Genomic DNA, 26,323 nt, shown 5'->3' on the forward strand with positions numbered 1-26,323 from the left:
ACAGAAGGGTCCCCCACAGTGCGCACTCGAACACTGACCCTCGCCGCGGCCGCCGGCGCCGCGCTCCTCGCCACCGCCGCACTTCCGGCCACCGCCTCCCCGTCCGGCACCAAGGCCCCCGCCTCGGCACAGGAGGGCTCGGTCAGCGCGGCCTCCCTGCTCGCCAAGGTGACGTCCTGTTCGCAGATATCGAACGGCAAGTACAAGACCGACGACGAGACATCGGCCACGATCCCCGTGTGCGGCAAGAACGGCGCGGTGTTCTGGAAGGCCGACATGGACATCGACTGCGACGGCCAGGTCACCGGCAAGTGCAACGGCACCACCGACCCGTGGTTCCAGGACGACACGGCGTTCCACCAGTCCGACGGCAAGCCGCTGCGCGCCGACTCGCTCCCGTACGTGGTCGTGCCCAGCTCCAGCAGCATCTGGAACTACGCGAGCGCCGGCATCAAGGGCGGCGGCGTGGTCGCCGTCATCTACAACAACAAGGTCGAGTACGCGGTCGTCGGCGACACCGGCCCCACGAAGATCATCGGCGAGGCCTCGTACGCCACCGCGCAGGCCCTCGGCATCGACCCCGACCCGGAGACGGGCGGCACCGACTCCGGCGTGACGTACATCCTGTTCAAGAACTCGCAGGTCTCGCCCATCGAGAGCCACAGCGCCGCCGTGTCGCTGGGTGACTCACTGGCGAAGCAGTTCCTCCAGAACAACTGAGCCGGACAGGGAAGCCGGAGACCGAAGCGGCCCCCGCACCGCGCGCTTCGCCGCGGTGCGGGGGCCGCGCCGGGAGGTCAGACGGGCTGGCCGATCGGCCGGACGACCACGGTGTTCACATCGACACCGCTCGGCTGCCCGATCGCCCAGACGATCGACTCGGCAAGCTGGTCCGCCGTCAGCAGCTGCCCTGGCGGCAGGCTGCCATAGCTGTCCCAGAACGGCGTCTCCACGCGTCCGGGCGAGATCAGCGTCACCCCCACCCCGAACTCGGTGACCTGGCGTCGGGTGTTCTCGGCGAGACCGGTCACGGCCCACTTCGTGGCCCCGTAGATGTTGCCGGGGGTGTTGACGTGGCCCGCCACACTGCCGACCAGCACGATCCGGCCACGCGTCTCCTTCAGGGCGTCGACGGAGGCCCTGATCAGCAGCGCGGGCCCCAGCACATTGGTCAGCACCATCTCGGACCAGCCGGCCGGGTCGCCCTCCGCGACGGTGTCGTGGGTGGCGAAGCCGGCGTTGGCGACGACGGTGTCGAGCCGCCCGAACTCCTTGAGCGTCGCCTCGACCGCGGCCTGTACGTGTTCGTACTCGGCCGCGTTCCCCGCCACCGTCAACAAGCCCTCGGGACGCCCGAGTTCCTCGGCGAATCCGCGCAGCCGCTCCTCGCCGCGGCCGGTGACGGTCACCCGGTGTCCCGCGTCGAGCAGCCGCCGCGCCACCGCGGCCCCGATTCCGCTTCCGCCGCCGGTGATGAGCGCGACAGGAGAGTCGGTCATGGTTACCCCCTATGTTTCCGGTGAACGCGGGGAGTCCATCACTTGGAGCGCTCTCGAAGTCAAGACCGAAGTCGTGGCCAAGGGCTCAGCAGGTGGGCTGACAGGGCACGTCGGGCGGAGGGGTGTTCCACTGCGCCCGGGTGGAGGGCTACGGACGACGGCTGCGCGGACGAGGGCTACCCGGCCTTCACCGCGACGTACACGGTGTGTGCCGTGAGCAGGAAGACGTCCGGGCGGTGGTGCAGGCTCGCCTTGTCGCCGGGGTCGAGGAGCCGGTCGAGGGTGGCGAGGTCATCCGCGTCGAGGCCGTCGGCGAGCTTGTCCCGGCGGTGGGTGAGGGAGGTGACGACGAAGGCGCGGGCCTCCTCCGACACCGGGGCGGGGAGGTCGAGGAGGAACGTGCGGGTCGCGATGTGACGCAGACCGACGGCCGTCAGCAGGGCGGGCCAGTCCTCGGTCTCGGTCACCGCTCCGGGAAGCGCGGCCCGCATCTCGGTGAACCACTCCTCCTGCACCGCGTCCAGACGGGACTGCAGGGCGGGCCGGCCGATTCCGATGTCGCGCGGGAGGAAGCGCGCGGGCAGGCCACCTTCCAGAAGGGCGAGCATGCCGCCGGGAGCCAGCCCCCGCGCGAATCCCGAGAGGGCGGCTCGCTGGTCACCGACGTGGTGCAGGGACCTGCTGGCCCACAGCAGGTCGGCGGGATACTCCACGTTGCCGAGTCCGTCGGCGAGTTCGGCCTGCACGGTGGTGAAGCGGTCGGCTACTCCGAGCCGGTCCGCACGGGCTCGGGCCCGTTCCAGGAGGGGTTCCGCGCCGTCCACGGCGACGACCCGCGCCCGCGGGAAGGTGTCCGCGAGGAGGCAGGAGATGACACCGGGGCCACTGCCGGCGTCCACGATCAGCTCGGGCTCGGGCTGCCGCTCCCGCAGCCAGGCCGCCGCCCGGGCGTACAGCGGGGTGAACAGTTCGGCCTCCTGCTCCAGCAGGGGAAGCCACTCGGCGAAGTCGATCTCCGTGTGGTCGTGCTGTGGGTGGTCGTGGTGGTGTGCCATGGTTCCGAGCCTCTCGTTCGGGGTGCGGCAAGCGTGCGCCGCCACTTCCCGAAACGGCCAATCGTTTTGCGTGAACAGCAAAGTGGTGTGGCAGGGTGGAACGCTTCCTCGAGGACGGGTTCGTGCGGATCGAGGGTGCCTTTCCGCCGCGCGTCGCCGAGGGCCGGGTCCGCCGGGGACTCGACGAGCCCCCGGCGGACCCGGCCTAACGGCGCGTCACAGCGCCGGGTACGCGTTCTTCATGAGTTCCTGGAACTGCGCCGAGAACCAGTGCCCCGACAGCGGGGCGTTCGGCAGGGCGCCCGACATGCTGTTGCCGTTGCGGGCGTTGCCCGTGTACGTCGGGTCGCACATCCGGTCGAATCCCTTGCCCTCGTCGTTCGCGATGGCCGAGCTGGAGCCGTCGGACTCACCCGGGGGCTTCATCCACACGTACGCGTCGATCCCGGTGGCCGGTGCGGCCTGCGGGCGCTCACCGAGACCGGCACCGGACTGGTTGCACCAGTTGCCGACGTGGATACGGCGGTCGTAGCGGCCGCCGTTGACGTACGTGTCGACGCTGGTCGTCGCGCCGGGACCGGTGGGCCGTGCGGTGCCGCCCCAGCCGTTCCTGGAGGTGTCGATCAGCATGCCGATGCCGGAGTTGAAGCCGACCGAGACGAGCTGGGTGCGGAAGGCCTGGGCGAAGGACAGCTCGTCGACGTAGCGGTTCCAGTCGACCCACTTGGACTGGCGGACGGAGGTGCCGTTCACCGAGTCGTTGATGGTGAAGTTGTTCTCCTTCAGGGCGCTGTAGTTCGCCGTGTTGGTGATGAAGCCGTGCACGTCGTCGACCGTCGCGCCCTCACTCGTCGCCGCCTGCTTGAACAGGGTGGCGGACGGGGCGAAGTTGTCGTCCCAGCCGATCCAGCCGTGGTGTCCGGCGTCGAGGTAGTTGTAGACGTTCGGGATCGCGCCGAGCTTGTTCAGCGCGTAGCCGACGCCCTTCACATAGTTGCCGTTGGCGAGCATCGTGTCGCACGCGGGCGTGGCGGTGGCGCGGCTGCCGGTGTTGGTGACGAGGTTCGGCAGTGAGTCGATCTCGATGGTCGTGACGATCCGCAGACCCGCGTACTTGCTGTCCGCGAGGATCGCCGCGATCGGGTCGATGAACTGCGTCTTGTACTTGTCGATCTCCGTCGGGCCGAGTTCGCCGTTGGAGGCGAGGGCCGCGCAGTCACGGCCGGGCAGGTCGTAGACGACCAGTTGGACGACCTCTTCGCCGCTGCCCTTCTGGGCGAGGGCCGCGTCGAGGTGGGCGCGCAGGCCCATGCCGCCGTTCACGCCGTTGATCGCGGCGATGCGGTCGAGCCAGACGCCGGTGGGCTGGCTGGAGATGCGGCTGCCGCCGGTCTCGGCCGCGGCCTTCGCGGACCACTCCGGGTTCACGTACACCTTGGCGCCTGCGTAGGGGTTGTCGACCTTGCCGGACGGGTCCGGGTCCGTGCCGCCCCCGCCTCCGCCGCCGTCGTCGACGTTGCAGGTCACGCCGTCGAGCGTGAAGGCGGTCGGCAGTGCGTTGGTGCCGCTGTACGAGGCGTTGAAGCCGAAGCTGACCGAACCGCCGCTCGCCAGCGCCCCGTTGTAGCTCTCATTGGCGGCGGTGACGGCTGTGCCGCTCTGGCTGATCCTGGCGTTCCAGCCGCTGGTGACCTTCTGGTTTCCGGCGTACGACCATTTCACGGCCCAGGAGGACTTGGCGGCCCCGTTGTTGGTGACCGTGACGGCGGTGGTGAAACCGGTGTCCCACTGGTTCTGCACCTTGTAGTCGACGGTGCAGGGGACGGCGGCGATGCCGGGTTCCGGGGCGACCGCGGCGACCGCGGTCCCCGAGGCCCCGGCGACCAGCGCCAAGGCAGCGAGTATCGCTGTTCTGGTACGGCTCATGAGTGCGGGTGTCCTATCCGTTGAGGGCGCGCAGGTGGTCGCGCAGTCCGATACCGAACGACGTGGGAGTGCCGTCGTAGTTGGAGATCAGGGAGGGACCGGAGGAGCAGTCCCAGGTGTTCCAGGTCCAGCCGAGGTAGGAGAGGCCCCGGTCGTCGAACCACTTCATGACGGTGTCGATGAAGGAGTGGGAGCAGGTGTTCTCGCCGATCTCCCCGGCCACCAGCGGGACTTGGGCGGCCACCGGGGCGAGCGTCGAGTTCCAGCACGTCTCACTGGCGCAGGTATTGAAGTTGTAGACGTGGTACGCGGCGACGAGATTGCCCGTGGCATCGGTGGGCTTGTACGTCAGCCACTGGCTCAGGTCGTTCGAGTACGCGAGCCCGCCCGCCAGGATCAGGTTCTTGGCGCCGGTGCCGCGCACCGCGTCGACCAGGTCCTGCATGCCGGCCACCTCGTAGGTGATGCCGGGGCAGGTCCCGCCGTCCCGCCAGCACTGCCACGCCTGGGTGGTCGTGGAGGTGGCGCGGTCCGGGTAGGGCTCGTTGAACAGGTCGAACGCGACCGCCGCGTCGTCCTTGAAGGTGCTCGCCACCGAGGCCCAGAAGGACGGCGTGTACTGGGCGTCCGGCATCGGCTTCTGGCAGGTGGCGTGCACGTCCGAACAGCCGGCGGAGTTGCCGGTGTACTGGCCGTACGTCCAGTGCAGTTCGACGACCGGCGTCATGCCGTGCGCCTCCACCCTGGCCACCAGGTCCTTGACGGCCGCGATGTAGTTGGCGCCGCCGTACTCCGGCTTGATGTTGGACAGGCCGAGCCAGCACTCCTCGTTCAGCGGAATGCGGACGGTGTTGGCCTTCCAGTCGGCGATCGCCTTGACGGCGGCGTCGTCGACCGGCCCGTCGAAGATGCCGTAGCCCTGGACACACATGAACTCGCCGCCGGAACGGTTGACGCCGAGCAGCCGGCGCGTCTTGCCGTCGGCGTCCACGAGCTTGTTCCCGGATACGTGCAGTTTCGGCGCCGCACCCGTCGCCGGCGGGTCCGACGGTGACGGTGAAGGCGACGGTTCCGCCTCCACATTGCACGTCGTCCCGTTGAGCTTGAACGACGTCGGTACGGCGTTGCTCCCCGACCACGAGGCGAGGAACCCGGCGCTGACACTCGCACCGGAGCCCAGCGAGCCGTTGTAGCTCTCGTTGGCCGCGGTCACGGTGGTACCGGACTGGGACCACTTGGCGTTCCAGCCCTGGGTGACCTTCTGCCCGCCGGCGAAGTCGAACGTGAGACGCCAACTGCTCAGGGCGGCCATGTTGTTGGTGATCTTCACGCCGCCCTGGAAGCCGGCGTCCCACTGGCTGGTGACGGCGTACTCCACCGTGCACGCGGGCGTCGTGGCTCCCGACGCCGTGACGACCGGCACGACCGCGCTCCCGATGAGGGCGACCGCGCCGGCGACAAGAAGAAGTGCTGAACGAGGGGGATGTCGCATGAGCGACTCCTCACAGCTCGGGCGCGCCGTGGACAGGCGCGTCGACTGATGGAATCGCTCCCACTGGTGCTGGGGAAGGTAGCGCCAAGTGACGGCGAAGAACAGAGGAGTCACCAGGTTTCTCGCAGTTGCGCTGATCGAATCTTTTCGACTCTTCAAGCACCTTGACCCCTCCCACCCCCCTCTCCAATATGGGAGCGCTCCCACTGGTTCAAGGCTTGTTGCTCCTCCCCCCGTTTCCGAGCCGCAAGGAGGAACCAGCACATGGCATCCAGAAGGAGACGCCGCACCGTGCGGCGGTTGTGGACCGCCGTGGTCGCGGCCCTGGCCCTGCCCGTGACGACCCTGGCAACCGGAATCTCCGCGCCGTCCGCGCAGGCCGCGGCGCTCCAGTGCAGCGTCGACTACAAGACGAACGACTGGGGCTCCGGCTTCACCACGGACGTGACCGTCACCAACCGGGGCACGGACCCGATCAACGGCTGGACCCTGACGTACGCCTACACCGGCAACCAGACGCTCACCGGTGGCTGGAGCGGTACCTGGTCGCAGTCCGGCAAGTCGATCACCGTGAAGAACGCGTCCTACAACGGGACGATCGCCGCCGGAGCCGCCGTCAACACCGGGGCGCAGTTCTCGTACAGCGGCACCAACACCTCCCCCACGGGCTTCGCGGTCAACGGCACCACCTGCGCCGGCGCCCACCAGCCGCCGGTCACCGTGCTGACCAGCCCCACCGCCGGCGCCGTCTACACGCAGGGCGACGCGGTCCCGCTCGTCGCCACCGCGGCCGCCGCCGACAACGCGACGATCAGCAAAATCGAGTTCTACGACGACACGACGCTGCTGGGTACGGACACCAGCTCGCCCTACACGCTGTCGGCCGCCGGCCTGAGCGTGGGCGGTCACTCGCTGATCGCGAAGGCGTACGACAGCCTGGGCGCGTCGGCGGAGTCCACTCCGGTCGGCATCACGGTCGCCTCGGGTCCCGCCGTGGTGGCCTCACCGACCCAACTGGGCGTCCAGCAGGGCAAGTCGGGGACATTCGCCGTGAAGCTGTCGACACAGCCGAGCGCGAACGTCACCGTCGGTGTGACGCGTACGGACGGAAACACCGGCCTGTCCGTCACCGGTGGATCGTCGCTCACCTTCACGCCGGCCAACTGGAACACGGCGCAGACGGTGACCATCACCGCCGACGCCTCCGGCACCGGTTCGGCCACCTTCACGGCCTTGGCGACCGGCCACACCAAGGCCACGGTCACGGTCACGGAACTGGCCGGGTCGAAGGCGTACGACGCCCGCTTCCTGGATCTCTACGGCAAGATCACCAACCCGGCGAACGGCTACTTCTCCCCCGAAGGCATCCCCTACCACTCGGTGGAGACGCTGATCGTCGAGGCGCCGGACCAGGGCCACGAGACGACCTCGGAGGCATACAGCTACCTCCTGTGGCTCCAGGCGATGTACGGCAAGGTGACGGGCGACTGGTCGAAGTTCAACGGTGCCTGGGATCTCATGGAGAAGTACATGATCCCGACCCACGCCGACCAGCCGACCAACTCCTTCTACAACGCCTCGAAGCCGGCGACGTACGCGCCCGAGCTGGACACTCCGGGCGAGTACCCGGCGAAGCTGGAGCCCGGCGTCCCGGCCGGCTCGGATCCGATCGCCAGTGAGCTGAAGAGCGCGTACGGCACGGACGACGTGTACGGCATGCACTGGCTCCAGGACGTCGACAACGTCTACGGCTACGGCAACGAGCCCGGCAAGTGCGAGGCGGGCCCGACCGCCACCGGACCGTCGTACATCAACACCTTCCAGCGCGGTGCGCAGGAGTCCGTCTGGGAGACGGTCCCGCAGCCGACCTGTGACGCCTTCAAGTACGGCGGCACGAACGGGTACCTGGACCTCTTCACCGGGGACTCCTCGTACGCCAAGCAGTGGAAGTACACCGACGCACCCGACGCCGACGCGCGTGCCGTGCAGGCCGCGTACTGGGCCGACGTCTGGGCCAAGGCCCAGGGCAAGGGCGGTGATGTGTCGGGGACCGTCGGCAAGGCCGCGAAGATGGGCGACTATCTGCGCTACGCCATGTACGACAAGTACTTCAAGAAGATAGGGAACTGTGTCGGGCCTTCGACCTGCGCCGCGGGCACCGGCAAGGACGCCTCCCACTACCTGATGTCCTGGTACTACGCATGGGGCGGCGCCACCGACACCTCGGCGGGCTGGGCCTGGCGCATCGGCTCCAGTCACACCCACGGCGGCTACCAGAACCCGCTCGCCGCGTACGCGCTCAGCTCGTACGCCGACCTGAAGCCCAAGTCGGCGACAGGGCAGGCGGACTGGGCGAAGTCGCTCGACCGGCAGCTGGAGTTCTACCGCTGGCTCCAGTCGAGCGAGGGTGCCATCGCGGGCGGGGCGACCAACAGCTGGGCGGGCCGGTACGCGACCCCGCCCACCGGGACGCCGACCTTCTACGGCATGTACTACGACCAGCAGCCGGTGTACCACGACCCGCCGTCCAACCAGTGGTTCGGCTTCCAGGCGTGGTCCATGGAGCGGGTGGCCGAGTACTACCAGCAGACGGGGAACGCGAACGCGAAGGCGGTCCTCGACAAGTGGGTCGGCTGGGCGCTGTCCAAGACCACGATCAACCCGGACGGCACCTACCGCATCCCCTCGACGCTCCAGTGGTCCGGCTCGCCCGACACCTGGAACGCGTCAAGTCCCGGCGCCAACACGGGACTTCATGTCACCGTCGCCGACTACACCGATGACGTGGGGGTGGCCGCGGCCTATGCCAAGACCCTGACGTACTACGCCGCGAGGTCCGGCAGCACGGCGGCGAAGACAACGGCGAAGGCACTGCTCGACGGCATGTGGAACAACTACCAGGACAGCCTCGGCGTCGCCGTCCCGGAGACCCGCACCGACTACAACCGCTTCGACGACAGCGTGTACGTCCCGAGCGGCTGGACCGGCAAGATGCCGAACGGCGACGCGGTCAACTCCTCCTCGACCTTCACCTCGCTCCGCTCCTTCTACAAGAACGACCCGGCCTGGTCGAAGATCGAGAGCTACCTCGCGGGCGGCGCCGCGCCCACGTTCACGTACCACCGATTCTGGGCCCAGGCGGACATCGCGCTCGCCATGGGTTCGTACGCGGAGCTCCTCGAATAGTCCCCGCAAGGCTCCGTGTACCGGGCCGGGCGGTTCTCCTACCGGGGGCCGCCCGGCCGTCGCGCCTTTCCATCCCCCCGCTTCAGGAGAGGACTCACCGTGCGAAGAACCCGCATCTTCACGGCCGTGCTCGCGCTGGCGGCCGGTCTGCCCGCCGGCACCCCGCCGGCACTGGCCGCGAGCGCCCCCACGGCGACGATCGCCGCGGACACGTACAGCTGGAAGAACGCCCGCGTCGACGGCGGCGGCTTCGTCCCCGGCATCGTCTTCAACCGCTCCGAGAAGAACCTCGCCTACGCCCGCACCGACATCGGCGGCGCCTACCGCTGGGCCGAGTCCTCGAAGACCTGGACGCCGCTGCTCGACTCGGTCGGCTGGAGCGACTGGGGGCACACGGGTGTCGTGAGCCTCGCCTCCGACTCCGTCGACCCGAACAAGGTGTACGCGGCCGTCGGCACGTACACGAACAGCTGGGACCCGGGCAACGGTGCCGTGCTCAGGTCCGGCGACCGGGGCGCGAGCTGGCAGAAGACCGACCTGCCCTTCAAGCTGGGCGGGAACATGCCGGGCCGGGGCATGGGCGAGCGGCTCGCGGTCGACCCGAACAGGAACAGCGTGCTGTATCTCGGCGCGCCCAGCGGCAAGGGGCTGTGGCGGTCGACGGACTCGGGGGCCTCCTGGTCGCAGGTCACCGACTTCCCGAACGTCGGCACCTACGTGCAGGACGCGACCGACACGAGCGGGTACGCGTCCGACAACCAGGGCATCGTGTGGGTCACCTTCGACGAGTCGACGGGGTCGCCGGGGAGCTCCACGCGGACGGTGTACGTCGGGGTCGCCGACAAGGACAACTCCGTCTATCGCTCCACGGACGCGGGCGCGACCTGGTCCCGGCTGGCCGGCCAGCCCACCGGCCATCTCGCCCACAAGGGCGTGCTGGACGCGGCGAACGGCTGTCTGTACCTCGCGTACAGCGACAAGGGCGGACCGTACGACGGCGGCAAGGGACAGCTGTGGCGGTACACGACGAAGACCGGGACCTGGACGAACATCAGCCCGGTCGCGGAGGCCGACACCTACTACGGCTTCAGCGGGCTGACCGTGGACCGGCAGCATCCGGGGACGGTGATGGCGACTGCGTACAGCTCCTGGTGGCCGGACACGCAGCTCTTCCGCTCCACGGACAGCGGCGGCACCTGGACGAAGGCCTGGGACTACACCTCGTATCCGAGCCGCTCGAACCGCTTCACCATGGATGTCTCGTCCTCGCCCTGGCTCACCTGGGGAGCGAACCCCGCACCGCCCGAGCAGACCCCGAAACTCGGCTGGATGACCGAGTCCCTGGAGATCGACCCGTTCGACTCCGCGCGCATGATGTACGGAACGGGCGCGACGGTCTACGGCACGGACAACCTGACGAACTGGGACAGCGGAAGCCAGTTCACCATCAAGCCGATGGCGCGGGGCCTGGAGGAGACGGCCGTCAACGACCTCGCCTCGCCTCCCTCCGGCGGCGCCCAGCTGTTCAGCGCGCTCGGTGACATCGGCGGCTTCCGGCACACGGACCTCACCACGGTGCCGTCGCTGATGTACACGTCGCCGAACTTCACCACGAGCACCAGCCTCGACTACGCCGAGACCGACCCGGGCACGGTGGTGCGGGTCGGCAATCTCGACTCGGGTCCGCATGTGGCGTTCTCGACGGACAACGGCGCCAACTGGTTCGCGGGGGCGGACCCTTCGGGGGTCAGCGGGGGTGGGACGGTCGCGGCCGCGTCCGACGGCAGTCGCTTCGTGTGGAGCCCGGCGGGCACCGGGGTGCAGTACACGACCGGGTTCGGCACCTCGTGGTCGGCGTCCGCGGGCCTCCCGGCCGGGGCGATCGTCGAGTCCGACCGGGTCGACCCGAAGACCTTCTACGGCTTCAAGTCCGGCAGGTTCTACGTCAGTTCGGACGGCGGGGCGACCTTCACGGCGTCCGCGGCCACGGGCCTGCCGAGCGGCGACAGCGTGCGCTTCAAGGCGCTGCCCGGCACGAAGGGCGACATCTGGCTGGCGGGCGGCGCGAGCGACGGCGCGTACGGGCTGTGGCACTCGACGGACGGCGGCGCGGCCTTCACCAAGCTCGCCACCGTCGACCAGGCCGACACCATCGGCTTCGGCAAGGCGGCGACCGGCGCCTCGTACCAGACGCTCTACACCAGCGCGAAGATCGGCGGTGTGCGCGGCATCTTCCGGTCGACCGACAAGGGCGCGAGCTGGACCCGCGTCAACGACGATGCCCACCAGTGGGGTTGGACGGGCGCGGCGATCACCGGTGACCCCAGGGTCTACGGGCGCGTGTATGTGTCGACGAACGGGCGCGGGATCGTCTACGGCGACACCGCGGGCTCTTCGGACGGCGGCGGTACGGAGCCGGCACCGACGGGCGCCTGCACGGTGACATACAGGATCACGAACCAGTGGTCGGGCGGCTTCCAGGCCGATGTACAGCTCGCCAACACCGGGTCGACCGCCTGGGACGGCTGGTCGCTGGGCTGGTCGTTCGGTGACGGGCAGGAGGTCACCCAGCTGTGGAACGCCTCGTACGCGCAGGCCGGTTCGGGGGTGACCGCAGCGAACCTGGCCTGGAACGGGAGGGTGGCGGCCGGGTCCTCGGTGAGCTTCGGGTTCACGGGAAGCTGGTCGGGATCCAATGGCAGACCGACCGCCTTCAAACTCGGCGGTCAGAACTGCACGGTCGCCTGATGCGAAGCCGCACGCTCGCCTGATCCGGAGGGCGCGGGCCGGGCCGGCCCGCGCCCTCCGCCTCCTCCACGGCGTGTAGACCGTGGCCTGGGCAACTCCCGCTGCTGGTGCAGGCTTCCGGCAGTCCGGGCTCCGGCTGGGTCGCGCGGGCAGTACCCGGCACGACGAAGGCCCCGACTGTCACCAGTCGGGGCCTTGGCGTTTCCGGCTAGCCGAGCGAGGCCCCGAAGTCCCCGTTCTCGGCTTCCTTGCCAGACAGTTGCACGGTCCCTCGGTGAGACACCTCAACCTTGTAGAACCTCTCGCCCTTCGGCACGTCAGGCACGGCGACCTTGAACGTGCAGTCGTAGGTGTCTCCGTCGTAGGTGGAGTTGCCGAGGCCGCCAGTGGCGATGACATCTCCGGATGCGCCGTAGACGGTGACGCCGGCGCCTTCGAGGATGTCGTCGTATCCGCGGGTTCCGCCGCAGCCGCCGTTGCCGTCGGGGACGACGCTGTCAGTGAGGGCGAAGCTGCCTTTCAGCGTGAAGGTGGCGGGCGCGTCCGGCCCGCTGTTGGCGGTGATGGCCCAGGTGCCACCGACGATGGCTGCTCCGGTGGCGAGGCCGATGAGTCCTGCGGCGAGCGGGCTGAGGCGTCTCGCCGCAGGTGCCGGCGGCACGTGAGCGGATACGGCGGGCGGCTCGGTGGGCGCGGGCGGCGGGGTGTCGGGCAGCGGCGGCAGTTCGGATGTCAAGGTTCCCCCCAGGGATGTTCGGAGCTGGGATGTTAGCGCCAGATGATGTTGAAATACATGGGCCGGTTGAAGATTCACCAGTTCGGGACCGGTGAGACGTACCCCCCGGCAACGTGCCAGCCGGGGGCTCGTGCGGCTGGTCAGGCAGCCGGTTGCGGCAACTTCAGAAATCCGTGGGGGAACGGCTCGTGTTCGATGTCGCGTAGGTTCGGGTCGCAGAACCGACTGAGGAACCCATCCGAAATGGATCTCCCCAAATTCTCCCCAGCGATATTGGATCATGAGTTTGGCGGCCGTCCGAACGGGCTGGATGGCCGCCTCCTCGCCTCACTCCGAAGGCTCGTTCCTCCAGTTCAGGGCGTGTACACCGTGGGCCTGGGGGCCGTCGCCATGTCGTTTCCGAGGAAGAAGCTCGGGTGCGGTGGCTGGTTGTAGGCCGTGTTCTGCCAGGCCAGAGCTGTGCGGTACTGCGTGTCGTGCAGCAGGGTCGTGATCTTCGTGCTCGTCTCGTACGGCGTGGAGTAGATCCTGAGCGCCGTGTTGTCGGTCGTCGGCCAGACGACCTCCTCGCGCCAGTCGCCGAGAAGGTCGCCCGACAGGGACGGGGTGGCCTTGGTGCTGTTGTCGGAGTGGACGCCCGAGCCGGTCAGCAGGCGGGTGTCGGACGCGGTGCCGTACTTGTCGATGTGGGTGTCGTCGAGGAGTTCGCGGACGGTGTCGCCGTCCCACCAGGACAGGAAGTTGATGCTGCCCGGCTTGCGGCTCGCCACCACGGCGCCCTGCGGGCTGCGGACACCGTCGGCGCGGGACGACCAGGACTCGGCGCCGGCGCTGCCCGCCCAGACGTCCCCGGACACGCCCCGGCCGTTGTCGCCGTTGGCCGCCGTCGACCACAGGATCGCGCCGGTCCCGGCATCGGCCATCCAGGACGACGGCTTGGAGGAGTCCTCGTCCACCTTGAACTCCTCGAGGCCGGCCCGGGAGGGGTCCAGGTCGCCGACGTGCAGGGCGTCGCCATGGCCGTTCTTCGTGGTCCACAGGCCGGAGCCGTTGTCGTCCACGGCCATCGAGCCGTACACGATCTCGTCCTTGCCGTCGGCGTCGACGTCCGCGACCGACAACTGGTGGTTGCCCTGGCCGTCGTACCCCTTGCCGCTGTTGGTCGAGGAGGTGGTGTCGAAGGTCCAGCGGCGGGTGAAGGCGCCGCCCCGCCAGTCCCAGGCCGCGAGGACCGTCCGGGTGTAGTAGCCGCGCGCCATGATCAGGGACGGCCGGGAGCCGTCCAGGTACGCCGTCCCCGCGAGGAACCGGTCGACCCGGTTGCCGTACGAGTCACCCCAGGAGGAGACCGTGCCGCGGGCCGGGACGTAGTCGACGGTGCCCATCGCCGCGCCGGTCCGGCCGTTGAACATGGTCAGGTACTCGGGGCCCGACAGCACGTACCCGCTGGCGTTCCGGTAGTCGGCGGACGAGCTGCCGATCACCGTGCCCCGGCCGTCCGTCGTCCCGTCCCCCGTCTTCATGGCGACCTCGGCCTTGCCGTCGCCGTCGTAGTCGTACACCTGGAACTGGGTGTAGTGCGCGCCCGAGCGGATGTTGCGGCCCAGGTCGACGCGCCACAGCCGGGTGCCGTCGAGTTTGATGCCGTCGACGACGGTGTTGCCGGTGTAGCCGGACTGGGAGTTGTCCTTGGCGTTGGTGGGCTGCCACTTGAGGACGAAGTCGAGTTGCCCGTCGCCGTCGAGGTCGCCGACGGAGGCGTCGTTGGCCTCGTAGGTGTAGGCGACGCCGTCGGGGGTGGTGCCGCCCGCGGGTGGGGTGAGGGGTACGTCCTTGTAGCCCGTACGGAACTGGACGGCGTGCACCGAGTCGGCCTGCTCTACGCCGCCCACGATCGCGCGGACCGTGTAGTCGGCCTGGGCGGGCGCCCCGGAGTGGAAGTAGTTCGTGGAGCCGGTGATCGGGGTCGCGTTGACCAACGCACCGGCGCGGTAGACGTTGAACGACACGTCGTTCTGGTCGGTGCCGAGCCAGCGCCAGCTGACCAGGTTGCCGCTGTCCGTGTGGACGCTGACCACGCCCCGGTCCAGGGCCTCGACCTGGCGTGCGGTGGCGGCCTGGGCGGGTCCGGTGGCGAGCGTGGTGAGTCCGGCGGCGGTCAGGACGGCGGCTGCCGTCATGGTCAGGATCTGACGTCTGCGGTTCCTGTGCGAGTGCGGGTGCTGCACGTGTGTTACCTCCTGAGAGGACAGACGGTTCCGTTCCCTCAGTTGCCGCTGCCTGCCCGGGAGTTGCCGCGTCGGGCGAGGAGTTCGCCGCTCACGGCCTCCGGAGTGCCCGCGGGCGGTCCGGGTCCGGCAGTGCCTCGCTACGGGCGGCGAGCGCGCCGCCGCCGGCCGCGTGGATCGCGCCGAGGCGCACACAGCGGGCGAGGCGGCGCGGTGTCCGGCCCTGCCCGTGGCCCCGGAAGCGGGCCGAGTACGGCGTTCGCGGCCGCCTCGGCCCGCGCCTCACCCCGCGCGCGTGGCGTCGTACTCGTCGGCTTCCCTGGCGTGGTCCAGCCCGTCGCTCAGCTCGCGCCGTGCCCCGGCGCGAGGTCCTCCACCCGGCGGGCGAGCGCGAAGTCGAGTTCGGTGACCGCACCGCCCACACTGTGGGTGTTCACCGTGAGGGAGACGGTGTGGTAGCTGAGGGTGAGGTCGGAGTGGTGGTCGAGCTCCTCCTGGACCTGGGCGATGTGCACGACCATCGCGGCCGCCGCGAAGTGCGAGCCGAGCCGGTAGGAGCGGGAGATCCGGTCCCCGTCCAGCGACCAGCCGGGCAGCTCCGCCAGCCGGTCCTCGATCTCCTTCTGCGACAACGGTTCGACGGGCATGGCCTCGCTCCATTCGCACGACAGCGGCTCTTGCCCAGCCTGCCACAGTCCCGCGCGCTCAGCGCCGTACGCACTCCGCCGCGAAGTCGTCCGCGAGGGCCGCGATCTCGGCGCGGCCCTCGACTCGCTCCAGCCACTCGTGCGGCAGCCCGTGGTCGCCGTACAGCGCACCGAGGAGGTTGCCGCAGATGGCGCCGGTGGAGTCGCTGTCGCCCGAGTGGTTCACCGACAGGAGCAGGGCGCGGGTGACGTCGGTCGTGGCAAGGGCGCAGTACACCGCGATGGCCAGGGCCTCCTCCGCGATCCAGCCCGCGCCGAGCGTCTCGACCTTCTCGGGGGTCGGATCGCCCTCGGCGGCCAGGTCGAGGGCGCGGTGCAGCGCGGCCGTGGTCTCGTCGTGGCCGGGATGAACGGCGAGCAGCCGCAGGGCGCGCAGGACGGAGCCCTCCAGGGATTCGCCTTCTACCAGATGGGTGACGATCGCGGCGAGGGCGCCCGCGGAGTAGTAGCCGGTCGGATGGCCGTGGGTCGTCTGGGCGCAGCGGGCGGCGAGCCCGAACGCGAAGTCGACGGGTGCCCGGCCGAGCCCGAAGGGTGCCGAGCGCATGACCGCGCCGCAGCCCTTGGACTGCGGGTTGACGGCGCCGGGCGGGCCGAGGGGGAGCATCGGGTCGGGGACGTGGTCCTGGGTGAGCCCGGAGAGGCAGGCGTTGCCGGGGGCGCGGCGGGCGTAGAGCCAGGGCCGGGCGGCGAGTCCGCCGTCGACGTCCGCGCCGGGTCCGGGCCTGGTCTGGGTGTCCAGCCAGCGTCCGTACGCCTGGCGGACGAGGCGGGGCGCGGCGCCGCCGATGCCCTTGTGCCGTTCGCGGTGGTGGGCCCGCTGGAGTCCCTCGACCGTGAAGAGGGTCATCTGGGTGTCGTCGGTGATACGGCCGACGACCCCGTCGCCGTCCGGGACGAGCCCGGTGATGCCCCGCGGCCCGTACTCGGCACGAATGCGGTCCAGGGAGGCGAACTCGACGGGGTTGCCGAGGGCGTCGCCGATCGCGCCGCCCAGCAGACAGCCGCGTACCCGGGCCCGATAGCCCGCCGTGGCCTGCCAGGACAGATTCCAGCGGTCGTACATGCACCCCTCCTCGACTACGGTCCTCCGTATGACCATTGTCGCGTCCGGCGCCGTGGCGCCTCCCCCCGGCCCGACCGAGAAGGGCACCGGCCCGACCGACAGGGGCGTCGGCCCGCTGCTGCGCGGCTGGCGGGAGCGGCGGCGGGTCAGTCAGCTGGAGCTGGCGCTGCGGGCCGGTTCGTCGGCCCGGCACATCAGCTTCGTCGAGACGGGCCGGTCGCGGCCGAGCGAGGAGATGGTGCTGCGGCTCGCCGAGCACCTGGAGATCCCGGTCCGCGAGCGCAACGCGCTGCTGCTGGCCGCCGGATACGCACCGCACTATCCGGAGACGCCGCTGGACGATCCGGCGATGGACGCGCTGCGGCAGGGGGTCCGGCGGCTGCTCGAGGGGTACGAGCCGTATCCGGCGCTGGTGGTGGACGCCACGTATGACGTCCTGGCGGCGAACCGCGGTATCGCGATGCTCCTGGAGGGCGTCCCGGAGTCCCTGCTCACGCCGCCGCTCAACGCGATGCGGCTGACGCTGCACCCCGAGGGTCTGGCGCCGCGCATCCGCAACCTCGGCGAGTGGCGCGGGCACCTGCTGGCGCAGATGGAGCGCCAGATCGCGCTGCACCGCTCGGCACCGCTGCGCACGCTGTACGAGGAGGTGGCGGCGTACCCCGTCCCCGACCCGGTCCCGGACGCGGCCGACGAGCCCGCCGAACCCGCTCCGCACTTCGCGCTCCCCCTGCGCATCGAGCACGACGGCCGGGTGCTGTCGTTCGTCTCGTCCATCTCCACCTTCAACACCCCGATGGACGTGACGGTGGCCGAACTGGCCATCGAGACGTTCCTGCCGGCCGACCCGGCGACGGTCAAGTACCTCCAGTCACTACAGCCCTGACAGCTCGCCGTCGCCGGTCAGGACGGTGGCGCCGCCGTCCTGACCGGCGCAACTCCCTTGCGGGCGAAGGAAATCAAGACACCTCGACCCCATGAACCTTCCCGCGGGACATGTCACACTGCACGGATACTTCGGCGCGTGGGGAGGCGTGGCGTGAGTGAGCGGCGGGCCGCGCCCACCGTCGGACAGGTGGTGCTGGGGCGGCGGTTGCAGGAGTTGCGGGAGGCGGCCGGGCTGCGGCGGGAGGAGGCCGCGCGGGTGCTGCGGGTCGCCCCGGCGACCGTGCGACGCATGGAGACCGCCGAGGTCGCGCTCAAAATCCCCTACCTCCAGGTGCTGTTGGCCACCTACGGGGTGCCCGACGCCGAGGTCGCGGCCTACGTCTCGCTGGCCGAGGAGGCGAACCGGCCCGGCTGGTGGCAGCGCTATCACGACGTCCTGCCCGACTGGTTCAGCATGCACGTCAGCCTGGAGGGCGCCGCGAGCATCATCCGCTCGTACGAGCCGCACTTCGTGCCCGGGCTGCTCCAGACCGAGGACTACGCGCGTGCCGTGCTGGAGGCCGGGACCGTCGGGCAGACGCGCCCCGAGGACATCGAGCGGCATGTGTCGCTGCGCATGGCCCGGCAGAAGCTCCTCACCCGGGAACGGCCGCCGCATCTCTGGGTGCTCATGGAGGAGACCGTGCTGCGGCGTCCGGTGAGCATCCGGGGCCAGGTCATGCGCGACCAGATCGACCGGCTGCTCGAAGCCGCCGAGAGCGACGACATCACGCTTCAGGTCCTCGAGTACGCGGCCGGTCCGCATCCGGGGACGTTCACGTCGTTCGTGCTGTTCCGTTTCGCGGAGCCGGAGCTGCCCGACATGGTCTACAGCGAGTATCTGTCCGGCGCTCTCTATCTCGACTCGCGCGCCGAGGTGTCCCTGCACCTGGAGGTGCTGGACCACATGGCCGCCCGCGCCGCCTCCGGCCGGCGCACCCGGCAGATCCTGCGCGAGTACCGCGAGCGCTTCTGACCGCCGGAGCTCCTGACGGCCGATCTCCTGACCGCCGGACCTCCCGACCGCCGGAGCTCCTGACCGCCGGACCTCCCGACCGCCGGAGCTCCTGACCGCCGGACCTCCCGACCGCCCGATCTCCCGACCACCCGATCTCCCGACCGACCGCCAGGTCTCCCGACCGCGGTTCATCCGACCGGGATCATCCGACCGCCGGTGGCCGTGCCTCGTCGGGGAGTTGCCGAGCCGCAGGCCGGGACATGACGATGCCGCGCCCTCCTCGGGGAGGACGCGGCATCGGCGTACGGGCGTGTGTACGCGGGTCAGGCGAGCTTCGCCGACAGGGTGATCGTCGTGCCGGTCAGCGCCTGGCTGACCGGGCAGTTCTTCTTGGCGTCCTCGGCGGCCGCGACGAAGGCGTCGTTGTCGAGGCCCGGCACCGTGCCCTCCACGGTGAGGTGGATGCCGGTGATGCCCTCGCCGGGCTGGAAGGTGACATCGGCCGAGGTGACAAGCTTGGTGGGCGGGGTGCCGGCGCCGGCCAGGCCGTGCGACAGCGCCATGGAGAAGCAGCTGGAGTGGGCGGCGGCGATCAGCTCCTCGGGGCTGGTCTTGCCGTTCGCCTGCTCGGCGCGCGACGGCCACGACACCGGCTGCTGGCCGATGCCGGAGGAGTCGAAGGTGACGACTCCGTTGCCCTCGAGCAGGTTGCCTTCCCAGACGGTGTGTGCGGAGCGCGTGGTTGCCACGGTTCTTCCTTTCGGGTGGGGTCCCGTTGCCGGGAATCCGTCCCCGCCATCCGATCACACCTGGGCCCGCGACACCCACCCGACGGGGCGGCGACCTGCCGAACCGGCCGGTGAATCCCCTGCCGAAGGCCCCAGGGAAGCCTTACAGTCCATGCATGGTCGAACTCTTCCAAGTCCTCGGGGGAATCGCGGGATTTGGCGGAGTCGCACTCGGCGTCCTGTATCTGCTCTACCGGGACTTCGTGCGCGACATCATCCGCACCAGAATGTTCCGGACCCTCACCTCGGCACAGGCGACGGCGCTGTTCGGTGCCGTCATCGTGCTCGCCTTCGCCGTCGCGATCCTCGGGATCTTCGCCACGCTGGCCGAGAGCAAGGGCATCCAGCAGTTCGTCGTGCTCGTCGGGATGCTGCTGTTGTTCCTGCTCGCCGTGGTGGTCATCGCGGCGCGGGTGGCCACCGGCCCGCGGGCGCGCCGCCCGGCGGCCGGGGCGTCCCGGGCCGAACGGTCGCTCACCACGGTGCGCCGGCATGTGGGCCTCGGCGAGCCGGACCAGGCGGAACGCGCCCTGGAGGCCTCGCACGTGGACCAGGAGTCGGAGGAGTTCTGGTACTGGAAGGCCCGGATCGCGCTCGCCCGCTCGAACATCGAGGTCGCTTCCGGATATGTCGACGAGGCGCTGAGGCTCGAGGCCCGCAATCCGCACAGTCTCGCGCTGAAGATCGCGCTGCTGGTCCTGGGCCGTGATCCGGACCGGCGCGACCGGGCCGTCCGGCTGTCGGAGGAGAGCACCGGGCTCGGCCCCGAACTCGACGCCTGGCTGCGGCGGATGAGGGCCGAGGGAATGTTCGACGGCGGCGTGCACACCCGCACCGAGCTGGAGAGCCGGTGCCCGCTGCCCGCCCGTACGACGGAGAGTGCACATGCCGAGTGACGAGAACCAGCAGAACAGCCGGCGGAATGCCGGACGGCCCGCGGTCCTGTACGTCGGGCCGCCGGTCGCCGGGGACGACGTGGACCGGGCGGCGGCCGAGGCACGGGAGCGGGCGCGCGGAGCGGGGCTGGCGCCGCTGGAGGAGTTCGCGCGGACGGCGGAGGACGCCGACGCCTTATTGGCGGCCCATCCTGACGCCGTGCTCGTGGTCCATCCCGGTGACGCGCCGCCCGCGACGCCTTCCGAACCGGGCACGGGGCTGTGGGACTTCTTGCGCTGTGGCGCCGTACTGCGTCTGTGCGGGTCCGAAGCCGCGGGCGATGCGGAGCGGGTGCCGCTGCCGCCGCGCCGGGAGTGCTGGGCGTTCCTGGTACTCGACCTCGTCCGGCCGGACACCACCACGGGCGCGCCGTACCTCCGGGACCCCCGGCGCGAGGCGGAGTGCCGGGACTTCGCGGCGCTGCACGCTCTCTCGGTCATGGACGTCCTCACCGGCGATCGGGCGGTGTGGACACGGACCAGCGGTCTCGCCTCCGTGCTCCTGCCGGTGAACGAGGAGACGCTGACCGTCATCGTCCACCCGGAGATCACCGCCCCGGACGCGGACACCCTTGACGGCCTGCTGTGGCGGTGGCTGCGGCGGGGACGGACGATCCGCTCCGGGCGGCCGGTGGACCGGCATGCCCCGGGGATGCCCAGTGCCCGGGACATCACTTCCGAGCCCATGTACGAGCGGCGCCTGGCCGCCAATCCCGACACGGTGGCGGCGACACCAGACTCCGTCGGTCTGCTACTACCGCGACCTGGAAGCCCCCCTTTAAGCCCGCGCGTCCGTGGGAAACCGCTGGGGGCACAGCCCGGGGCTTCGGAGATGCCCTGCCACCCCCAAGCGGCCCCTTCCCCACACCCCCGCGACAACCACACCAGCCCCTCCCCCACGACGGCCTCTACAATACCGCCGCAACAACGCCTTCGGCACCCGGTCCGCGCTCGGTGTGAGGGACCTCATCGAGCAGGGCGTCATCATCGGGCAGGAGCAGATCCGGTTCGACGACTTCGTGGCGGACCGCACCGAGCAGGTGCCCGGCCCCCGGCCCGGCGAGGCCGTCGCCGTGAGCCATGGACTCGCCGCCGTACCGGGCGAGTTCAAGGCGAACGAGGCGACGACCCACTTCGTCGAGATCGCGCTGAAGGCGGGCCGCGCCCGCCCCGAGGACGCTCCCGCCACCGAGCCGCTCCCCGTGAACTTCGTCTTCGTCGTCGACACCAGCGGCTCGATGACGGGCACCAAGCTCGACACGGTGAAGTCCGCTCTCCAGACCATCTACCGCGAGCTGCGCCCCGCCGATTGCCTGGGCATCATCACGTTCGACCACAATGTGCGCACCGTCCTGCCGGCCGTCGCCAAGCAGGACCTGCCGCCCGAGCGCTTCGCGGAAGTGGTGTCCGCGCTGACCACCCAGGGCGGGACCGACATCGACCTCGGTGTGCAGTACGGCATCGACGAGATCAGCCGCCACTCCGTCAGCGGACGCACCGTCAACTGTCTCTACCTGTTCTCGGACGGCGACCCGACATCCGGCGAACGGGACTGGATCAAGGTCCGGGCGAACGTCGCCGCCAAACTGCGGGGCGACCTCACGCTGTCGTGCTTCGGTTTCGGCTCCGACGCCCGGATGCCCGAACTCGCCGCGCTCGCGGGGCTGGCCGGCGGCCACTCGACCTTCGTGACGCGGCCCGAGCAGGTCGGCGCGGATCTGCTGGGCGATCTGAGCAGACGTGACCACCTGGCCGCCATCGACATCCAGCTGCGGCTCGACATCGACCCCGAGGTGGAGATCCGGCACCTGTACGGGCATGACCTGGTCACCGACCCAAGAGCGCGCGCCGCGGTGCTCCGCGAGGCGGGGCAGGCGGCCGAGCGGGCGTTGCAGGACTACGGCACCAAGGCGCTGCCCGACATCATCACCGAGGACAAGGGCATCAGGATCTTCGCGCCCGACCTCGCGTTCGAGGAGACGTACTGGGTCGTCCTCGAGATCAGGGTGCCGGCGGGGCGCGAGCTGTCCGGGCTGGGTACGGCGACCGTGCAGTACGTGGACACCGTGGCCCGCGCGGGACGGCGGCACGAACTCGACCTGTGCGAGGCGCTCACGCTCCCCGAGGAGACGGTGACGGTGCACGCGGTCGGCCTGTGGACCAGCGAGGTCACCTTCTACGCGCTGGACGACCTGTACGACCGCGACAGGGAGGCGGCGAAGAACCGGCTGACGCACCACCTCAAGAACCTGGAGGCCGCACACAGTCACCTCCCGGCCAAGGAGTTCCGCGACGACCAGGTCACCCTGCGCAAGCTGATCACGCTCACCGGAGCACTGGGTGCCGTGGTCTCCTTCAGCGACGTCTCCCACGGCGCCGGTGCGGGTCCCGGCTTCGCGCCCGCCGTGCGGGTGATGAACGACTTCGGCAGGGTCCGGTCGGGGTTCTGGCCGCACTACTGACGCTGGCCGCTACTGACGCGGCCCCGGCCGTCGCGGTCGCCGCGCTTCGCGGTCAGCGCACGTCGCCGTCACCGCACTTCGCCGTCACCTCACCCGGAAGACCGGCCCCCGTGCGGTGAACGGCAGCCGTGCGCCCTGCGGGATGAGGTACGCGTGCTCGCGCCGGACCCGCAGGACGTCGCACCAGCCGTCCGTGATCACCGGGACGGGCGCGCCGGGCGGGAGGTCGTCCGCGCGATGCAGCAGGTCGATGCCGGGCTGGAGCACCGTACCGCCGCGGCCGTGCACCCGCAGCCGGCCGGCGATCACCGTGACCGGCAGATAGCCCGCGTCGTGCGGTGCCGCGTCGCAGAAGAAGGTCCACGTAGTCGCGGGGACTGCCCAGCGGGGCGCCGAGGATGTCACCCGCGCCCTTGCCGCGCAGGGTGGACAGGCGGCGCATCCAGCGCAGGTCGCCGGCGATGCGGTCGTACACCTCCTCCGCGGACAGGCCCCTCAACTCCGGTTCGCGGAGCAGCCCTTCGGGCATCGAGCCGATCTGCATCTCGCAGAGCCAGCCGTTGATGACGTAGTCGCAGGCGATGTTGAACAGCAGCGGGTCGCGGGCGCCGCAGCGGGCGCAGTGCGGCGTGCAGCATCTCGTGGGCGAGGATGAACCGCCATTCCTCGTCGTCGAACCGGCGCAGCGGGCTGATGTAGATCTCGGCGGCCTCCGTGCTCACGGCGGCGACGGAGATGCCGTGGGCGCGGGCGAGTTCGGCGTCGGCGACGAGGGACCGAAGGACTCCAGGAGCGCACTCGCCAAGTCCGGAGCCGCAGGATTCCGGGTGCGTGATGTCGGTGCCGGTGGCACCGGCCCGCCCCGACCGGACGGCCCTACGCCGCGCGCTCGTCGGCCCGCGTCGCCAGGGGCACCTGCGGGCCGTCGCACTCGCGCAGCCAGCGGCGGAAGACCCGGTGGAGGTGCTCGGCGCCGACCAGTTCGGTGCCGTCGTCCACCGGCGCCGAGAACGCGACCGGCGAGAGCAGGAAGGGACGCCCCTGCGCGCCGCCGAGCCCGCCGTGCGAACCGATCTGCTCCTCGAAGGCGAGGACTTCGCCCTCGACCGGGTCGTACCAGGAGTTGACCATGATGTCGGCGGTGTGCGGGAAGGAGTGCGTGCGCCGTACGGCGTCGGCGGCGCCGGGGCCGAAGTCGGCGAGCGGGCCGGGGTGTTCGTCGTCGAGCGCGTCGACGGGTATCTCGGCGCCGTGCGCCCCGAGCACCAGCCCGCCGTGCTCGTCGCTCCGTACGAGGACGAAACCTATGCCGGGATGGTTGGCGAGGGTGGACAGCAGCGCCGGGTGGCGCCGGTCGATCTCCTCCTTGCTCATCCGGTGCGGCACGTCGGGGAAGGAGACGAGCCCGAGGTTGCCGGAGGCGAGCACGACCGGCTCGGAGCGGCGGTGCGACGGGCGGTGTTCCTCGCCGCCCTCCTCGACCGGCCGCCGCAGCGCGGCGCGCACCGCCGCCCGCGCCTCGGCCCCGCTGTGGGTGCGCCGGGCCCTGCGCGGCACGGGCAGCCCGCAGCCGGCCCGGACCAGATTGCCGAGGGAGAGGCCGTAGCGGGTCTGGAAGGTCTCGCCGGGGCTCTGGCCGTGGTCGGAGAGGACGACGACGCGGTACGGCCGCGGGGCGTGCTCGGCGACTTTGGCGATCAGCGCGAGCGAACGGTCGAGGCGCTCCAGGACCTTCGCGGCGTCCCGGCTGCGCGGCCCGGAGTGGTGCGCGACCTCGTCGTACCCGACCAGGTCCGCGTAGACCGCGTTGCGGCCGGCGAGCATGTCGCCGATCACCGCGGCGACGACGACGTCCCGCTCGACGACGGTCGCGAAGGCGCGGATGAACGGGTAGAGGCCGCCGCGCTTGACCCGGGGCCGCTGTTTCCGCACGCGCGCCAGGGTGGACTGGCCCATCTCCCGGCCGACCTCGGCGACGAGGGACATGGCGGTGCGGACGGCGTTGGCGGGGTCGCAGAAGTAGGCGAAGTAGCCCGCCCGGGAGCGGTTCTTCCTCCCCCGCCGCGCGGCGATGGACAGGACGAGCGCGAGCTGGTCGGCGCCGCCGCTGAAGAGGTTGCCGCGGCTGGCGCCGTCGACGGTGAGGAGACCGCCGTCACCGGTGCGCTCGACGGCGCGGCGCTGGAGCTCGGCGGCGCTGGAGGGGCGGTTGCAGACCATGACCTCGTGGGTTTCCTTCTCGTACCAACGGAAGGCCGGGATGTCGTGGTTGGAGCCGTGCAGGATGCCTAGCTGGCTGGCGCCGGTCTGGCTGGACCAGTCGGTGCGCCAGGGGGTGAGCACATGGGTGGGGCCACGGCCGCCGCGGGTGCCGGCGGTGGGGAGGCCGAGCCAGGCGGCGACGGTCGGCATGAGCCCCTTGGCCGTCGCCTCCGCCAGGACGTCGTGGCCGACACCGTCGAGCTGGAGGAAGACGGTGCCCGGGGTGGAGGGACCCGCCTGCCCCTCGCCGCGTCTGCGGCGGCGGTCGGCGAGCCGGTACAGCCTGCGGCGGTACGCGTCGTCGTCCCGTACCGCGAGGGCACCGCCGGTGGCGGAGGCCACGGCGGACATCACGGCGGCGACCACGACGGCGGTCTCGGGCGCGGCCTCGCCCCGGCCGGAGGGGTTGATGCGCAGGGCGATCAGCAGCAGGGAGCCGTTGAGGAAGAAGACGAGCAGGCCGATGACGAGGGCGGGCACGAGGAGCAGCAGGCGCACGAGCAGGGGCCAGAAAAGGGACGACAGCAGACCGAAGACGCCCGCGCCGGCGGCCGCGGTGATGGCTATCCGGGTGGCGCTGTCACCGTTGTCGGACTGGAGCTGGAAGTCGGGGAGCAGTCCGGCGAGGACGAGCATGGTGACCGTCGAGACGGCCCATACGGCGATACTCCGCCACACCCCGCTGAGCACACTCCGCCAACGCCCGCCACCCACGCCGCACCCACCTCGCGTCCCGGCCCACACCTGTACGGGCCTTCTCCACCCTGTCACAACGCATGGGGGATCCCGGGTGTCACCGGATGCTCTCCCCCCGGCCATCCTGCTCCGCCGCAAGGGCGCGCAAGCGTGCGACCACGACGGCGGTGGGTCCACCCACAGGGGTCAGCGGCCGTCGTACCCCGCTGTCGGCATCGAAAGGCGCCGGTGGATACGGGCCTTCATCTTCGCGTCGTACGACGGTTCCGCGCGGCCCACCGTCTCCACGCGGACGCCGCGGCGGGCGCACTCCGCGGCGAACTCGTCCACGGAGGCGAGCGCGCGCTCCAGGACACGGTGGCTGGGGGCGACGAACAGGTCGACGAGGCCGGCCTCGACGTCGGCCCACAGGGCGCAGTGGTCGGGCCGCAGTCCGCGGACGAGGAGTTCCCGGGTCACGACGTAGCCGCGCTCGGCGGCCCAGCGGGCGCACATCGCGTACTGGCTGCGGGAGTCGACGAGGAAGGGGTCCGCGTCCAGTTCCTCCAGGGGCGTCAGGCTGGCGATGGCCGTGACCCGTACCGTGGCCGACGGGCCGAAGGCGCCGCGCACGTCTCCCATGGTGTCCCCCCTCACCTCCGGGTTTCGCCGC

Annotated in this window: 18 protein-coding genes and 1 pseudogene; 7 read left to right on the top strand and 12 right to left on the bottom strand. The window is 70.6% G+C overall.

The genetic code is table 11. The features are described 5' to 3' along the window. Nucleotides 1-18 precede the first annotated feature (18 nt). Nucleotides 19-720, top strand: coding sequence for a glycoside hydrolase family 75 protein (locus GTY58_RS09765; RefSeq protein WP_010983289.1), 702 nt, complete (start codon nucleotides 19-21; stop codon nucleotides 718-720). Nucleotides 721-797: 77 nt separating this feature from the next. Here GTY58_RS09765 and GTY58_RS09770 read toward each other — a convergent pair whose 3' ends face one another. The 4 genes from GTY58_RS09770 to GTY58_RS09785 all read right to left on the bottom strand — a co-directional run bounded on the left by GTY58_RS09770 (nucleotide 798) and on the right by GTY58_RS09785 (nucleotide 5,972). Further along, a complete protein-coding gene (locus GTY58_RS09770; protein WP_010983290.1) occupies nucleotides 798-1,499 on the bottom strand; it encodes an SDR family oxidoreductase in 702 nt (233 codons plus the stop codon). Between the two features lie 176 nt (nucleotides 1,500-1,675). After that, entirely contained in the window at nucleotides 1,676-2,554 is an 879-nt protein-coding gene (locus tag GTY58_RS09775; protein ID WP_010983291.1) for a class I SAM-dependent methyltransferase, read from the bottom strand. Between the two features lie 216 nt (nucleotides 2,555-2,770). Then, nucleotides 2,771-4,480: a glycoside hydrolase family 6 protein gene (locus tag GTY58_RS09780; RefSeq protein ID WP_010983292.1), complete on the bottom strand. Its 1,710-nt coding sequence runs from the start codon at nucleotides 4,478-4,480 to the stop codon at nucleotides 2,771-2,773. A 13-nt stretch (nucleotides 4,481-4,493) separates the two neighbouring features. Continuing rightward, nucleotides 4,494-5,972, bottom strand: a complete 1,479-nt coding sequence (locus GTY58_RS09785; protein WP_010983293.1) for a cellulase family glycosylhydrolase — start codon at nucleotides 5,970-5,972, stop codon at nucleotides 4,494-4,496. A 264-nt stretch (nucleotides 5,973-6,236) separates the two neighbouring features. Between GTY58_RS09785 and GTY58_RS09790 the strand changes: the two genes are divergently transcribed. Together GTY58_RS09790 and GTY58_RS09795 are read left to right on the top strand one after the other, a co-directional pair. Beyond that, nucleotides 6,237-9,158 carry a glycoside hydrolase family 48 protein gene (locus GTY58_RS09790; RefSeq protein ID WP_010983294.1) on the top strand — a complete coding sequence of 974 codons (2,922 nt, stop codon included), beginning with the start codon at nucleotides 6,237-6,239 and terminating at the stop codon, nucleotides 9,156-9,158. 99 nt (nucleotides 9,159-9,257) lie between these two features. Next, nucleotides 9,258-11,906, top strand: a complete 2,649-nt coding sequence (locus tag GTY58_RS09795; protein ID WP_010983295.1) for a cellulose binding domain-containing protein — start codon at nucleotides 9,258-9,260, stop codon at nucleotides 11,904-11,906. 208 nt (nucleotides 11,907-12,114) lie between these two features. Here the strand turns inward: GTY58_RS09795 and GTY58_RS40575 are convergent, their stop codons facing one another. From GTY58_RS40575 to GTY58_RS09815, 4 genes are all read right to left on the bottom strand, one after another. Continuing rightward, a complete protein-coding gene (locus GTY58_RS40575; protein WP_237528756.1) occupies nucleotides 12,115-12,720 on the bottom strand; it encodes a hypothetical protein in 606 nt (201 codons plus the stop codon). A 275-nt stretch (nucleotides 12,721-12,995) separates the two neighbouring features. Then, entirely contained in the window at nucleotides 12,996-14,822 is a 1,827-nt protein-coding gene (locus tag GTY58_RS09805; protein ID WP_159029006.1) for a rhamnogalacturonan lyase, read from the bottom strand. Nucleotides 14,823-15,211: 389 nt separating this feature from the next. Next, on the bottom strand, nucleotides 15,212-15,517 hold the full coding sequence (locus GTY58_RS09810) for a 4a-hydroxytetrahydrobiopterin dehydratase (RefSeq protein ID WP_010983297.1): 306 nt from the start codon (nucleotides 15,515-15,517) through the stop codon (nucleotides 15,212-15,214). Nucleotides 15,518-15,575: 58 nt separating this feature from the next. Beyond that, nucleotides 15,576-16,643 carry an ADP-ribosylglycohydrolase family protein gene (locus GTY58_RS09815; RefSeq protein WP_010983298.1) on the bottom strand — a complete coding sequence of 356 codons (1,068 nt, stop codon included), beginning with the start codon at nucleotides 16,641-16,643 and terminating at the stop codon, nucleotides 15,576-15,578. 28 nt (nucleotides 16,644-16,671) lie between these two features. Here GTY58_RS09815 and GTY58_RS09820 point away from each other — a divergent pair, with 28 nt between their 5' ends. Both GTY58_RS09820 and GTY58_RS09825 read left to right on the top strand, forming a co-directional pair. After that, on the top strand, nucleotides 16,672-17,529 hold the full coding sequence (locus tag GTY58_RS09820) for a helix-turn-helix transcriptional regulator (RefSeq protein ID WP_010983299.1): 858 nt from the start codon (nucleotides 16,672-16,674) through the stop codon (nucleotides 17,527-17,529). A 153-nt stretch (nucleotides 17,530-17,682) separates the two neighbouring features. Beyond that, a complete protein-coding gene (locus GTY58_RS09825; protein WP_010983300.1) occupies nucleotides 17,683-18,546 on the top strand; it encodes a helix-turn-helix transcriptional regulator in 864 nt (287 codons plus the stop codon). A 305-nt stretch (nucleotides 18,547-18,851) separates the two neighbouring features. Here the strand turns inward: GTY58_RS09825 and GTY58_RS09830 are convergent, their stop codons facing one another. Next, the gene (locus GTY58_RS09830) at nucleotides 18,852-19,277 is read right to left on the bottom strand and encodes an OsmC family protein (RefSeq protein ID WP_010983301.1); all 426 of its coding nucleotides are present in this window, start codon (nucleotides 19,275-19,277) and stop codon (nucleotides 18,852-18,854) included. Between the two features lie 155 nt (nucleotides 19,278-19,432). On the opposite strand from GTY58_RS09830, the gene GTY58_RS09835 reads away from it, so the two are divergent. Together GTY58_RS09835 and GTY58_RS09840 are read left to right on the top strand one after the other, a co-directional pair. Beyond that, complete coding sequence (locus GTY58_RS09835; protein ID WP_107083166.1) at nucleotides 19,433-20,212, top strand: hypothetical protein; 780 nt, start codon at nucleotides 19,433-19,435, stop codon at nucleotides 20,210-20,212. A 995-nt stretch (nucleotides 20,213-21,207) separates the two neighbouring features. Continuing rightward, a complete protein-coding gene (locus GTY58_RS09840) occupies nucleotides 21,208-22,713 on the top strand; it encodes a VWA domain-containing protein (protein ID WP_042492897.1) in 1,506 nt (501 codons plus the stop codon). Nucleotides 22,714-22,797: 84 nt separating this feature from the next. Here the strand turns inward: GTY58_RS09840 and GTY58_RS09845 are convergent. From GTY58_RS09845 to GTY58_RS09855, 3 genes and pseudogenes are all read right to left on the bottom strand, one after another. After that, a pseudogene (locus GTY58_RS09845) lies at nucleotides 22,798-23,501 on the bottom strand (hypothetical protein); the annotation flags it as partial. A gap of 88 nt (nucleotides 23,502-23,589) precedes the next feature. Then, on the bottom strand, nucleotides 23,590-25,689 hold the full coding sequence (locus GTY58_RS09850; protein WP_171033202.1) for an alkaline phosphatase family protein: 2,100 nt from the start codon (nucleotides 25,687-25,689) through the stop codon (nucleotides 23,590-23,592). A 168-nt stretch (nucleotides 25,690-25,857) separates the two neighbouring features. Further along, nucleotides 25,858-26,292: a hypothetical protein gene (locus GTY58_RS09855; RefSeq protein WP_037647360.1), complete on the bottom strand. Its 435-nt coding sequence runs from the start codon at nucleotides 26,290-26,292 to the stop codon at nucleotides 25,858-25,860. Nucleotides 26,293-26,323: the final 31 nt, after the last annotated feature.

The sequence above is a fragment of the Streptomyces sp. SID5469 genome, from assembly GCF_009862865.1.
Lineage (GTDB): Bacteria > Actinomycetota > Actinomycetes > Streptomycetales > Streptomycetaceae > Streptomyces > Streptomyces avermitilis.